The sequence below is a fragment of the Sphingobacteriaceae bacterium GW460-11-11-14-LB5 genome (assembly GCA_002151545.1).
Lineage (GTDB): Bacteria > Bacteroidota > Bacteroidia > Sphingobacteriales > Sphingobacteriaceae > Pedobacter.
Genome location: CP021237.1, coordinates 5,925,426 through 5,939,657, shown reverse-complemented (window position 1 = coordinate 5,939,657; position 14,232 = coordinate 5,925,426). Strand labels below are relative to the sequence as shown.

At 40.3% G+C, this 14,232-nt stretch carries 11 protein-coding genes; 2 read left to right on the top strand and 9 right to left on the bottom strand.

Going from position 1 to position 14,232, the window contains the following annotated elements; translation table 11 throughout:
* Window positions 1–390: 390 nt before the first annotated feature.
* The gene (locus CA265_24390) at window positions 391–3,642 is read right to left on the bottom strand and encodes a TonB-dependent receptor (protein ID ARS42631.1); all 3,252 of its coding nucleotides are present in this window, start codon (window positions 3,640–3,642) and stop codon (window positions 391–393) included.
* Window positions 3,643–4,027: 385 nt separating this feature from the next.
* On the opposite strand from CA265_24390, the gene CA265_24385 reads away from it, so the two are divergent.
* Window positions 4,028–4,528 carry a GNAT family N-acetyltransferase gene (locus CA265_24385; protein ID ARS42630.1) on the top strand — a complete coding sequence of 167 codons (501 nt, stop codon included), beginning with the start codon at window positions 4,028–4,030 and terminating at the stop codon, window positions 4,526–4,528.
* Window positions 4,529–4,536: 8 nt separating this feature from the next.
* Here the strand turns inward: CA265_24385 and CA265_24380 are convergent, their stop codons facing one another.
* The 8 genes from CA265_24380 to CA265_24345 form a co-directional block, all read right to left on the bottom strand.
* A complete protein-coding gene (locus tag CA265_24380; GenBank protein ARS42629.1) occupies window positions 4,537–5,112 on the bottom strand; it encodes a hypothetical protein in 576 nt (191 codons plus the stop codon).
* A gap of 5 nt (window positions 5,113–5,117) precedes the next feature.
* Window positions 5,118–5,333: a hypothetical protein gene (locus CA265_24375; GenBank protein ARS42628.1), complete on the bottom strand. Its 216-nt coding sequence runs from the start codon at window positions 5,331–5,333 to the stop codon at window positions 5,118–5,120.
* Between the two features lie 212 nt (window positions 5,334–5,545).
* The gene (locus CA265_24370) at window positions 5,546–6,130 is read right to left on the bottom strand and encodes a hypothetical protein (GenBank protein ID ARS42627.1); all 585 of its coding nucleotides are present in this window, start codon (window positions 6,128–6,130) and stop codon (window positions 5,546–5,548) included.
* A gap of 49 nt (window positions 6,131–6,179) precedes the next feature.
* Window positions 6,180–6,563, bottom strand: coding sequence for a DoxX-like family protein (locus tag CA265_24365; protein ID ARS42626.1), 384 nt, complete (start codon window positions 6,561–6,563; stop codon window positions 6,180–6,182).
* Between the two features lie 6 nt (window positions 6,564–6,569).
* Window positions 6,570–7,037 carry an ATPase gene (locus tag CA265_24360; GenBank protein ARS42625.1) on the bottom strand — a complete coding sequence of 156 codons (468 nt, stop codon included), beginning with the start codon at window positions 7,035–7,037 and terminating at the stop codon, window positions 6,570–6,572.
* 6 nt (window positions 7,038–7,043) lie between these two features.
* Window positions 7,044–7,367, bottom strand: coding sequence for a transcriptional regulator (locus tag CA265_24355; protein ID ARS42624.1), 324 nt, complete (start codon window positions 7,365–7,367; stop codon window positions 7,044–7,046).
* A gap of 309 nt (window positions 7,368–7,676) precedes the next feature.
* Entirely contained in the window at window positions 7,677–7,973 is a 297-nt protein-coding gene (locus tag CA265_24350) for a hypothetical protein (GenBank protein ARS42623.1), read from the bottom strand.
* A 178-nt stretch (window positions 7,974–8,151) separates the two neighbouring features.
* The gene (locus CA265_24345; GenBank protein ARS42622.1) at window positions 8,152–9,966 is read right to left on the bottom strand and encodes a hypothetical protein; all 1,815 of its coding nucleotides are present in this window, start codon (window positions 9,964–9,966) and stop codon (window positions 8,152–8,154) included.
* A gap of 234 nt (window positions 9,967–10,200) precedes the next feature.
* On the opposite strand from CA265_24345, the gene CA265_24340 reads away from it, so the two are divergent.
* On the top strand, window positions 10,201–14,160 hold the full coding sequence (locus CA265_24340; GenBank protein ID ARS42621.1) for a hypothetical protein: 3,960 nt from the start codon (window positions 10,201–10,203) through the stop codon (window positions 14,158–14,160).
* Window positions 14,161–14,232 lie beyond the last annotated feature (72 nt).

Here is a 14,232-nt window from a genome sequence, read left to right as displayed (position 1 = left end):
TGACCTGGCACCCAATAGCGACCGCCATGAGGGCCAACATTATAATGCCCGCGCACCCAGTGTGCCCTTGGTGCACGTGCGCTTACCACGCATGCACTAAAATTAACCGCCATAACCAATAAGAGCAATGCATTTACAATCCTTTTCATAACCTAACCTTTTAAATTAAAAAATAAATCAAGCTTTATACTGTGTGTTTTATTTTGACGCTTGGGTAAAAGAAAAGTTTAATGGGCATTTTTTTTACTTATAAAGTTAACATCATGCTGAACTTGTTCAGCATCTTTTTATTTCAAATAAGACCCTGAAATAAATTCAGGGTGACGCCGCACAAAAAAAACGGCCTGACCATACTGGCCAGACCGCTTCGTTTTATGTATTAAAAAAAGATTAGAAACTATATCTCAATCCCAATTGCATCTGGTAACGTGAGGCAAAGAAATCTTTTGAATAAGAAGTGACATCTTTCTGTGCAAAGGTATACACCGGATATGTGCTTGGTGTACCTGCAGTAGACACCTTAATACCTACACTGGCCATTGAGTTATAGGTATTGGGAGAAAAATACTGAATACCCCAGTCTTTATTTACCAAATTGGTCAGGTTAATAATATCATAAGTTAAAGTCAGTACATGCGGGTGTTTCCCTTTTGCCACCTGGATATCCTGAGCGAAGCGAAAATCGGCCTGAACATTCCAGGGTGTACGTGCACCGTTACGTTCGGTAAAATCGCCACGACGGGTACTTAGGTATTTATCGTTATTGATATAATCATCAAATGCTGCAGCCTGTGCAATTCCTGTTGCGTTATTGGCAAAGAATTTCTGTGTTTCGCCTACCGCCGGGATATACAATAAACTTACAGTTTGGCCGGTTCCGTTAATGCGGGTATTCACTAAACCCAGTGAATATGGCGAACCTGACTGACCACTGAAAAATAACGAGAAGTTAGACACATATTTGCCATTTTTAGCCCAGTCTAACCTGTAATTGATGGTCGAGATAATCCTGTTGCGAATATCGAAGTTAGAATATGCTAATGCAGGCATGTTCGGATTAAGGGCCTGATTCAATTGCCAGTTAGATTCCATTGAATTACGGATACCATTGGCAATATCTTTCGATCTGCCATAGGTATAAGCCACCATCATATCTAAACCTATAGGAAGCGATTTACTCACCTGAGCGGTTAAGCTATATTTATAACCTTTATCTGTGTTGGATAACAGGTAAGCATTGGTGTATAGCGGATTGATTTTGGTACCTGAATATATAGGCTGTTGTTTTTGGGTATCATAAGCCATGTACGTAGGATTATCAACATAGTTGATCTGCTGAAACTGTACATCTTTAATTACCTGGCTAAAAATTCCCTCAATGGTAAATTTCCACTGATCGTCTGTTTTATAATCGAAAGCTAAATTACTCCTCCATGCTTTTGGCATTTTAAAGTTGTTGTCAACTAAATCTACCTGGGTAGCGCCGTTTGCATCTTTAACATTAACACCTTGTTTGGTTACATAACCTGCTTCGCCATTACCCGTTAAAGCATCTTTAACCGGATCTGAACCAGGAGCCGGCGTTACGATTTTTGTAGGATCTGTATTTACATAAACATAGGACTTATCAAAAGCACCGTAGTTTACACCATTATTGTAGTAGGCATAACCAATCCATGCAAAAGGAACGCGACTGGTAAACAAACCTGTACCACCGCGAACAATCAAACGCTGGTTGCCTAATGCGTCAAAATTAAAGCCTAAACGTGGCGAGATCTGAATCTTGTTCAAAAACTTTCCGGTAATTGATGATGGCTGAGTATAGGTATAAGTAGTTCCGTAATTTTTATCAACAGGAGAATTGGTTGTTTTTGTGCTTAATGAGGGCATATCCGGCAGGTTTGCCATATCGAAACGTAATCCCGGTGTTAATTTTAAACGGTCGCCCACACGAATTTCATCCTGACCGTAAACACTGTACATATTCACATTAAACTGCGCCGTTGGATTAGCAAGAATGTTATCCCGGCTATTATCATCATAGTTATAACTGGCACGAACCCTATTTGGCTGGTTAGCCAGGAAATCGGCAATACTGCTGTAAGCTACACGGCCATTCCATGAGTTAACAAAACCATAATTAATGTTGTAAAACTCATTGTGCGTACCGAAAGTGAAAGTATGGTTGCCTTTGCTAAAGGTATAGTTATCGGTAAATTCGAAAGTATTCTGTTTCATGTTAAAAATACTCGCCTCGCGATCGGTACCTAAAAACAATGTTCCACCGTTCGAAGCAATTTCGATCTGCGGTAAAGCCGGATTAGAAAGCGGATCGCGGAAATCGTGAACCGTAGAATAACCGATAATTAAGTTGTTGGTAGCCGAATTTCCAAAACGTGTTTTCAGATCGGCAACAGTTGATGTCTGATTATTATTCTGTCTGAAATCGATCCCCCCAAACCTGAAGTTAGACTGGTCTCTTTCCAGATTTGTGGCTTTCGAAATAATGGTATTGTTTCTGATGGTTAACTGGTTGTTTTCATTGATATTCCAGTCTAAACGGTTGAAAAATTTATTCGATTGCGAATAGATATTGTAATCACCAAACGAACCAGCATCTATACCATAAGCATTTTTCATACGGTCTGAGATTTGCTGTGCCTCAGATAAGGTAAGCAATTTCATATCAGACGATCCTGCACCTAAAATTACCGGATCCTGGCGGCGTGTAATTTCTTCATTGGTAAAGAAGAACAATTTATCTTTTATAATCGGAAAACCAACACGGAAACCAGTTTGGTAATCGTGAAAAGCAGAAGGCTCTTTACTGTTATCGCCGATTTTATTTCTACCGATTAAGGAAGCGTTACGGCCATAGCCATAAACCGAGCCTACCACCTCGTTGGTACCACCACGCGTAACAGCGTTAATGCTTCCCCCTAAAAAGTTACCCACTTTAACATCATACGGAGAAAGTAAAACGGTAACATCCTGAATGGCATCCAATGAAACCGGATTGGTACGTGTACTGCTTCCAGGCATACCCGAGCTACCACTTTGCCCACCTAAGGAAGGACTAAAACCAATGGCATCGTTATTAATTGCACCATCGATGGTTACGTTGTTGTACCTAAAATTGGTTCCACCGAAAGTGTTATCCTTACTTCCCTGTGGTGTAACCCGGGTTACATCCTGCAAACTGCGGTTCATGGTTGGCAGGGTTTTAATCTGCCCTTCACCAATGCTGGTGCCTGCACCCGCTTTCGTCCCACCTTTTTGTCCCTTCACACTTACTTCGGCCAATTGATTACCTTGTTCATGAAGATCAAGATCGAACCTTACATCCGAACCTAAGGTTAAATAAATATTCTCTTTTACTACCGGACTATAACCAACAAAGGTTACGGTAATTTTGTATGGTCCGCCCGGGTTTAAATTGCCGATACGGTAAAGTCCATTCTCATTTGATAAACCTTTAGATACGGTACCTGTCGGAACATGCACCATAACGATGGTTGCACCTGGGATGGTTCCCTTCTCATCTTTTATCTTTCCATTAATACTAGAAGTTGTAACCTGTGCCTGAGCAAATGCGAACAGGAGCATCAGGGTACTCACCAGGAATAGTATGCGTGATTTCATTTTCTGTTATTTTATTTTGGTACAAAACAACAGCCTTAATGTTAATTAAATATTAACACTAAATTAAGTTTAACACTACGTTAACAATATGAAAATCAATTGAATACAATAAGAAAACAATTCCTTAACAATCCCTATTTCAGGCCGGAATATAATGAAGAATAGAAAGCGCAAAGGTGAAAAGGAAAGATGAAGATTTGATGAAGTTGGGAATAGTCCAAAGTCATTAGTCTGAAGTCCAAAGTCGATTAAACGGCCAGGCGTTTGGAATCGATTAACCAATTTAAATAATTAACCAGTTAACCATTACGCAGGTTTCTACACTATGCCAACCAATAAACGAATGACAAATGAACTAACAAACCCATTCATTATCTTTGCGGGCATGACAATTAGATTAGCCGTAACAGCCGATATTCCGAAAATAATGCACCTGGTAAATAAAGTTGTACCCTTAATGCGTGCTGCAGGAAATTTCCAGTGGGGAGACGATTATCCGAACCCGGAAGTATTTGCCAGCGATATTACCATCGGTCAGTTATGGGTAGCTGAGCTGGAAGGGCAGGTTGTTGGCGTTTCTGCAATTACTACAGATCAAGATCCCGAGTATGCTGATGCAGGCTGGGACATTAACGAAAAAGCCATTGTTACACACCGTTTAGCAGTAGACCCTGATTGCCAGGGCATGGGTATTGCCAGGGCTTTAATGAACCAGGCCGAGGCGGTAGCAAAAGCTTCGGGTATTTCCATCTTAAGGGTGGACACCAACAGCAAAAATATGGCCACCCAGGCACTTTTCCCGAAGCTCGGCTATCAGTTTAGTGGTGAAATTAGCCTGGCGAAACGGCCTGGGCTCCGTTTCTTTTGTTATCAAAAATTATTGTAAGCATCGGCTTAAACTTTTAACAAAGCACGAAATGCCCTTGCGGCATAGTACGATTGTGCGCCATTGTGATACACAAATACATGATCATAGCGGCGATCGCCAAAAAGGGCACCACCTAATTTCCTGATTGCAGGAGGCGTAACAATCCAGCTCGATGTTTTGGTGTCGAATTTTCCGAGTTGTTGCAAAAAACGATATTGTTCTTCCGTTAAAATCTCTACACCCATCTCTGCAGCCATATCTATGGCATTATTTTCCGGCTGATGCTCTTTTCTTGATGTTAAACCTTCCAAATCATAACATACACTTCTGCGTCCTTTAGGACTTTCTGCCGAGCAATCGTAAAATATGTATTCGCCTGTTTTTTTATCGAAATCAACAACATCGGGCTCGCCACCGGTTACTTCCATTTCATCGAGCACCCATAGTTTTTCGGGTTTAGCCTCAAGTTTTGCCTGTACTTTGGCCCATTCAAAATCTTTGTGGCGGTTCATGTTTTTTTCAAAACGGACGCTTAAAGTATGGAGTAGTTCTTTGGCCTGCCCGGGCGATAACTCTTTTTTATTGCTATTTATTTTACTCATAAGTTTTATATTTCGGTTAAAAATTCTTTTACATCTTCAATCAACAATCCCTTTCTGATTTCAGGAAATACCAGATCCATTTGAAGCACCACACCAGTGCAAAACACCAGGTTTCTTCTCATTTTCTGCTTCAAACGGGGGCGAAAGGGCCTAAACAGCATTTCATTTTTTATGGTTGCGGGCGTACAACCCCTGTTCCTAAACCCGACAGCAGCAGGCATCCAGATTTTTCATCTGGATAAAGCGAATGGCGGGACGGAAAGCCTCCAAGAATTACTGCACAATCATTTCTAAATTTTAATACAAAAACATGCCTCGGCCTATTGGGATTAATCCCCACATACAAACTACTAATGCGGATCGCTGCTTAGAGCGAGAAAGCAGTGGTTCATGATACCTATGGTAACTTTCAAACATCATGAACGAAGATTGACTAATCATTCAATCCTTTACCGTTCAGAATGTGGGGCATAAATTTTTCAACCCTGGCCTCACGGGTTTTAGCTTGCTTGGGCGCAGTAAAATGAAGCAGATAAGCTCTCTGACGACCAGGTGTTAAGGCTTCGAATGCAGTTTTCAAATCCGGAATGTGATCTAATTTATATTGAAACTCAGCTGGAATGGCATACTCAGCAGTTTTTTTCAAATCTACTTTCAAACCAGCTCTTTCCACCTCAATAGCTTCCTCAATATAAGTTTTCAAAATGCTTTTCAGCTCTACTATTTCAAGGGCATTGGTAAAACGCGCCTGTCTGGCCGACTGTACATTTTCGGTTTGCTGGATCAAAATCCCAGCGGTATCAGTCAATAAAACGCCTTTAAAAAACAAAAACGCACAGTATTCCTTAAAATCATGGATTAAAACAATATTGCTGTTCTGCAAAGTATAACAGGGCACTCCCCATTTTAATTCTTCGCTAAGCCCACAATCTAATGCAATTGTTCTCAATAACAGCAGTTCTTCCTGCCACTTTTTGGCTTTGTTAAAATAAAAATCAACTTTTGGATTCGTTTTCATGTCAGTCGAATTTGTTTGTTCCTTTGCTTGTTCCTTACTTTCAATTATTTCAGTTAACTGAAATGATTTTTCGATCTGCAGGCCTGAAATACCACGACAATACCGTTAACACAAGTAGTAATAATGGGCCGAAGTAGGCTGAAACACTGGTATCGCCAATAGCCATGTGCGAAAAAACAGCACCAGACATGGCAAAGAAAAAGCCTGCATACGCCCATTCTTTCAGTAAAGTAAATTTAGGAATTAACACCGCAACCACACCCAAAATTTTCCAAATCCCTAATATAGTCAGGAAATAGATTGGGTAACCCAGGTGGGTAAATAATGCTACTTCTTCCTTCATTTTGATCAACTGTACGGTTCCCGTTGATAACATGCCTAGCGACAGCCACACGGTGGCAATCCAATAGATAATTTTGTTTGTCTTTGTCATGATGGATTATTTTATTTGTTTTACAATGTCTTCTAAACGGCTATGCGCCATGTTAATACCCTTAGCAAAAGGCAGCGATAGTATTTGATCCCTTACCCCTACTGATTTGTAAATTACGTGCATGGTGAGTTTACTCCGATCATCGGTCAGTTTTTCGAAGGTTAAAAACTCGAGCTGAACCCCAAAAGGCGTCTGCTCCATTTCGAATGTGCGCGTAATTTTTTCCTCAGGCACAAACTCATGTATTACACCAGTGGCCACAAATGCCAGGTTTCCCTTGGCATCAGATGTTTCGAACTCGTAACTGCCATACTTTTTGTTTTCAAGCTTCAATACCTTGGTTCCCATCCATTGTGTGATAATTTCGGGTTCAACGTAAGCCTTAAAAAGCAATGCTACAGGTAACTCGAATTCTCTTGTAATGATCATTTCCTGCTTGCCACTTTCGGCATCAATTTTTGTTTTCTGCTCCATGTTATGCTATTTGCCTGGTTTATAGTTTTTCATGATATCTTCCAGTTTATTAAATCTGTCGTCCCACATTTTGCGGAATGGCTCAATAAAATCGGCAATTTCTTTCATTTTTTTCGCGTTGGTATGGTAATGAATTTCTCTTCCATTTTGTTTTTGTTCTAACAATTCGCACTCGGTAAGAATTTGCAGGTGTTTTGAAACAGTTGGCCTTGCCGTGTCGAAATTAGTGGCTATTGCGCCAGCGGTCATCGATTGCGAGGCCACCAGCAACAATATCGCCCTTCGGGTAGGATCGGCAATGGCCTGAAATACATCTCTTCTTAAATTCATTATGTAGTTATTTGACTACAAATATAAGTGTAGCTATGTGACTACGCAAATTTTTTAGCATTTTTTTTTTTGAAATCGGCATTTGATAGCACTTAGGGAGCAGCAGTTATCACTTGGTTTATAAATAAAACTTGATATTAAAACTCATGCAACTGCACCTCATACTATTATTGATGCCATTTAGACCTGATTGGAGTGTGCATCGCGTCCTTCATCGTATGATGTGGCACATCTTTGTTAGCCTGTATTTTTTGGAAATATTCCAAAGGCGATCGTCCTGCTATTAAGAGCCAATTGTCCTTTAAAAAACTATCTTGTGGCCACAAATATTATTTTTTTTCCGCTCTCTGCCGCGGGGGCATGGTACTTTGGAGCGCCAAAGTATCCAAAGCGCTTTGTCAATCCGGCAAGGTGGCTTCTCACTGCCCCTGGCTCATCAAAAAAACAGCGGCACTTCGTTTTGTGTTCAATACCTTTTAAAAGCTGGGAATCATGACTATTGAACACAAAACCACTGCGTTTAAGGTTTGGTAGTGCTATTTGTTCTATTCTGTAACTGTTTTTTTGATTTTTCTGCCACTTGGGATTGACGAAGTTCTTCGGCAAAGCCTAAGCTTTATTAATGTTGGTTAGCAAAATGCATAAAAACCCAAATCAAAAGATGAGTTCACACGACAGGTCCTTCATGGGGATAAAACGGAAAGCAGGAGGAGCGCCTATAGCAGCATAACGGGTTTATAAACGAAAGTGCGTATAAAAGCCACCAAAGGCCTGAGTACCTGGTTTACCTCGGCCGGGTATCGGTTAACGTTTTCAGAAAAGCAATAAGTTTTGTTTTTTCAGATTTGCTTAATCCCAATGGGTCAGTTCCCAGCGTTTGGTTATCCGGACCTATTTTCCAGCCTGCACCACCGCCGTCATTATAAAAATCGACAACCTCTTCTAAGGTTTTAAAAACACCATTATGCATATACGGTGCTGTTACTGCAATATTCCTAAGGCTTGGTGTTTTAAAAGAGTGTTTCAGGATATCAATTTTATACCGGTTGTATTTGCCCAGATCAGCATCTAGTTTAGCCGTCTTTTTATCTGCACGATCCGGAACACCGAGTACTTCAGATTCTGATTCAGCAAAATAAGGCGGCGCTACGCCATTAAATAAAGGTACGTAATGGCAGGTGCCACATTTTGCTTTACCCATATAAATGTTAAATCCCGCCTTTTCTGATTCAGAAAGTGCCTTTTCATTGCCTTTCATATATTGGTCGAACCTGCTATTTAAGCTCACCAAAGAGCGGATATAAGAAGCCAGGGCATTGGTTATATTATCGACCAAAATAGATTTAGCATCAGGGTAAGCGTTATTGAACAACCTGGCATATTCGCTGTCCTTATTCAATAACAGCGCAGCTTTATCCAAAGAGCCACCCATTTCGGTAGCATTATGCACTACATCGAAAACCTGTTCTTCTAAAAATACCGCTCTCGAGTCGTAAAATTGTTTGGGCTGGAAAGCCGCATTAAGCAACGTTGGGGCATTACGGGCCGTGGTTGATTTCTGATCAAACGCAATACTTTTAGGCAAAGCATCTGTAAAAGCCATGGCGGGGTTATGACATGAAGCACAGGAAACCCGGTTATTTCCTGAAAGGATTGGATCAAAAAAGAGTTTTTTGCCGAGTTCTATTTTTTTAGGCGAAGGCGCAGATGCTACATTCAGTCCGAAAATAGCGGGATCGAAACTATCCATGGCAAACAGTGAAGTTGCGTTGGTATTAATGCGCTCAGATCTTTGCTGTAATACAATGCCCAATTGTTTTTGAAATGCCAGAAAAGAACCTGATAATGGGTTGGCGTAGTTTTTAATAAATAACAGCCTGTCGAATTTATTGAAATTATCATTCTGCTTTAAATAATCCCTGGATAGCTGAAGTTTTGAAAGTAAATTATTTTTTGCCTGGTTTTCGGAGTTGCTGCTGTCAAAAAACGATACACATGCTGACAAACCACTTAAAGCTGCGCCGGCCTCTGGCAAAGAATGATAGGCAACCGGCGAATCAAAACCACTTATACCTTGTGCAATGATGCGGTAAATTTCATAACGCATGGCTTCGAAAATATATTGATCCTGAAAGCCTAATGGATATTGCTGATTAAGGATCTTCAGGAAATTTTCTTTCAACAACTCAATATTCTTAATGATTGCTGCCGCTTCTTCAGGCTTGAAACCTGGAAATATCATTTCCTCAATCACCTGATAACCCTCGGGATCCAGGGTTTTTAAAGAATTTTCGCCGTCGCTAAAAGGTAAAGCCGGTCCATTCATCTGCCTGGCCAGATAAGGATAATAATACTCGGTTAAAAACTCAATTTTTTTAAACTGAAGCCTGCTATTTCTGAATGAGCTTTTAATATTTTTAGCATCCCCTGTTTTTACGGCCAACGTTAAATTGTCTAACGATAGAATAACATCCTTTAAACCCGTTTTAAAAAAATATTCGGTTTGAGCATGCGCCGTGTGCACATCATCCTTTTTTACGGCATAGATATTACACAGGCATACAAAAGCCGCCACAACCAGGAGTATTCTAATTTTCATTACTCATATAAAGGTTATAAATTTAATTTTATAAGTTTATAAATACTAAAAACAGTTAATAATCAATACAAAAAAGTTAATATGCGGTTTATTATTAGACAAATACTGATGTAATTTTATTCTTCACCTAATCCTAACAAAAACTAAACATAATTAAAATGATCAAAACTTACCTAATTCCCTTAGGGCTTAGTAGGTTTGTAATGTCATTAAACAAACAGCTGTTTCCGCTCTATGAAAAAAATCTACTTTAGTTACCTGGTATTAGCAATATTGTCGTTAATCTTTAGCGCAAAACTGCAGGCACAAATTACCACTTTCATCCCATTTGGTGCTAACTGGAATTATTTAGACAATGGAACTGATCAAGGCACGGCCTGGCGCAGTGCCTATACCGAAACCTGGAGTAGTGGCAGTGCGCCGCTGGGCTATCCAACCAATAAACCTGTTACCACAACGGTGAGTTATGGCTCCAACGCCAGCAATAAACCTGTTACCACTTATTTCCGCAAGAAAATAAATATTGCCAATGTTTCGCTTTATAACAACATTGTTGGCACGGTGAAACGCGATGATGGCGTGGTTGTTTATGTTAATGGTACTGAAGTATATAGAAATAACGTGGGTACCGGCACCGTTACCTATACTACACTTGCTCCGGTATATTTAGAATATACAGATCTGCTCACATTTAAAGTACCTAAAAGCCTTCTGAATAATGGCGACAATTATATAGCGGTTGAGATCCATCAGCAAAGTGTGAGCAGCAGCGATATTTATTTTGACCTCGAACTTAAAAACATTCCTGAAAGCAATATTTTACCCTATGGTTCTGCATGGAAATACCTGGATAATGGCACGGATCAGGCGGCTGCCTGGAGAAGTAACAGTTTTGACGATACCAGCTGGACCACCAATACGGCAGCTTTTGGTTACTCGGCAAGTAACTTAACCACCACCGTAAGTTATGGTGGTAATTCAAGTGCAAAATACATCACTACCTATTTCCGTAAGAAAATAAACGTATCAGACATTAACAACTATGCTAAATTTAATGCCAGCATAAAAAGAGACGACGGCGCCATTGTGTATGTAAATGGCACTGAAGTATATAGAAATAATATCGCTGCCGGAACAGTTAATTACACCACCCTGGCTAGTCTTGGAGACGATGGTGCAAGCCCGCAATCCTTTACGATCCCGGCTTCGGCCTTTGTTACCGGCGATAACTACATTGCAGTAGAGGTTCACCAGCAAAGTGCCAGTAGCAGCGATATCTTTTTTGATATGGAGATAAAAGGTGAGTATAAACCTAGCGGGATACCGCCATTGTTAATTGCTTCTTCTCCGGCTGATGATCTAACAAATGTTGCAACCAGCAGTAATATATCCTTAACTTTTGATCAGAATGTGCTTAAAGGAACAGGTAATATTATCCTTAAAAATGGTGGAATTGTATTGCAAACCATCGATGTAAATTCGACGGCTGTTAGTATTTCGGGCAGTGTCGTAACCATTAATCCGGCAGATTTCCCATTTAATGCGGCAATTAACCTGGAGATGCCAAAAGGTGTTTTTCTGGCTACTTCGGGCAGCAAACCAACAGATGCCATTATAGATTCGAAAACTTATAATTTTGGCGTTGTCTCACAACAAACAGAACCGCTTACCTTTTTCCCTTTTGGTACATCATGGAAATACCTCGATAATGGCTCTAACCAGTCGAACCTATGGACCTCGATAAATTACAATGACCTGAGCTGGTCTGGAGGCCCGGCACCTTTAGGTTATGCCAGTAGTGGCGTATTAACAACAGTTGGTTACGGCGGTAATGCATCCAGTAAGTATGCAACAACCTATTTTAGAAAAACATTTTCTATTCACAATCCTTCGCAATACCTGCAAATTACCGGAAGAATTAAAAAGGATGATGGAGCAATTGTTTATGTTAATGGAACAGAAGTATACCGAGGCAGTTTACCCACTGGCACGGTTTCTTATACTACACTGGCTTCTGCTTTAGGAAATAATACCACCATTAACGAGTTTCTGATTGATCCTGTTTTGTTAAAAGATGGGTTAAATACAATTGCGGTAGAAATTCATCAGCAAAGCATCAGTAGCAGCGATATTTTTTTCGACATGGAACTTAAGGGTTCTACCCTACCACCGGCACCCGCTATAACACGGGGACCGTATTTACAAATGGGTGGGCAGAATAGTGCCACCTTAAGATGGAGAACAAACATTGCTACCGACACAAAGGTTGCATATGGTACCGCACAGAATAGCTTAACCAGTAGTGCCAGCAACGGAACTTTAACCAAAGAGCACGAAATTAGTGTTACCAACCTCACTGCCGATACCAAATATTTTTATAGTGTGGGCACCGGAACTACGGTTTTAGAAACAGGCGCTAATAATTACCTGCGTACAGCGCCATTAGCCAATACTACCAGAAAAATCAGGGTTGCCGCCTTTGGAGATTGCGGGAACAATTCGACCAACCAAAAGAATACAAAAAATGCATTGTTAAACTATTTAGGTAGCAATCCGACAGATGTATGGTTACTGTTAGGCGATAATGCTTATGAAAGTGGCCAGGATTCGGAATACCAGACCGGTTTTTTTGATATCTACAAGGATGATCTGTTAAAGAATGTATACCTGTACCCATCGCCAGGCAATCACGATTATGCCAACAGTGGTAGCAGACAGGACGATCATAACATTCCTTACCTGAGCAATTTTACCATGCCTAAAAACGGAGAATTGGGCGGAGTGGCTTCAGGCAAGAAAGAATATTATTCTTTTGATTATGGCGATATTCACTTTGTGGCACTCGATGCTTATGGACAAGAAGATAACAAACGTTTTTACGATGCAGGAAGTACCCAGGCTGCATGGTTAACCAGCGACCTTGCGGCCAACCAGAAAAAATGGACCATCGCCTTTTTTCACCACCCTCCGTATACCAAAGGCAGCCATAATTCTGATACAGAGAGTGATTTGGTTGCAATTAGACAAAATCTAATTCAAATACTGGAAAACAAAGGCGTAGACCTGGTTATTAATGGTCATAGCCATGTATACGAAAGATCATTGCTATTGAAAAACAATTATGGATTATCCAGCACCTACTCTGCTACCAACCATGCGGTAAGCACCTCTTCGGGCAGATATGATGGTACAACTAATTCTGGCCCTTATATTACCACATCGGCCAAAAATCAACATGGTACCATTTATGTCGTATCTGGCTCTTCAGGTAAGGTTGGAGGTCAGGCCAATGGTTATCCACTTTCTTTTATGCAGTATTCGAACAATACCGTTGGAGGCAGTTTCGAGTTTGAGGTTGAAGGAAACAGGCTTGATGCTAAATTTATCATGGCCAACAATACCGTTGCAGATCAGTTCACCATCATGAAAGATGTAAATAAAACAACAAACATCACTATTGAGCAAGGTCAGCCGGCAACACTAACTGCATCATGGATAGGTAATTACAAATGGAATACCGGCGAAACAACAAAATCGTTAATTGTAAACCCAACTGTAGGGCAACATACTTATACGGTAACCGACAATATTGGCGGCACCACCTACCTCACCGATACCTATAACATTACGGTGGTAGCCAATACATCACCACAAGCCCTTGGCAAGTTGAGTACAAAAATGTTAAGTAATTCGGTAAAACTTTCGTGGAATACCACCAGCGAGCAAAATACCTCCCATTTTGATGTACTAAGGGCAGATGAGCAAAAGAAATTTCAGGTTATTGGAAAAGTAAATGCGAAAGGAAATTCGGATGTTAACCTAAATTATAGCTTTGTCGATTTAGCGCCTTTGGCTGACAACAATTATTATCAGGTAATAAAACAAGAGGTTGATGGCAAAAAGCAAAATTCGAATTTAGCCATCGCCAGCAATGCAGAAAACAGCCTCAATTTCAATATTAAACAGGTATCGAAACAAGAAACAACCTTAAGCATTTTTGTAGCCAATAACACCAAAACCAAAATAGATGTAGTCGGTTTAACTGGCCGCCGGTTGGGAACAGTTTCTAAAGAACTGGAAAAAGGTTACAATACCGTAGTTATCCCAGCAAATTTAGAGTTAGGCGTAAACATCATTAGCGTAACCACTGATAGAAACAAGCTCAGCAAAAAAATTGTTTATACCGGACAATAGCAAAACATGCACGGTTATAATTATCAATCGCAAAAAACCAGCAAATAACGTATCTTGTATGGGGTAATTATC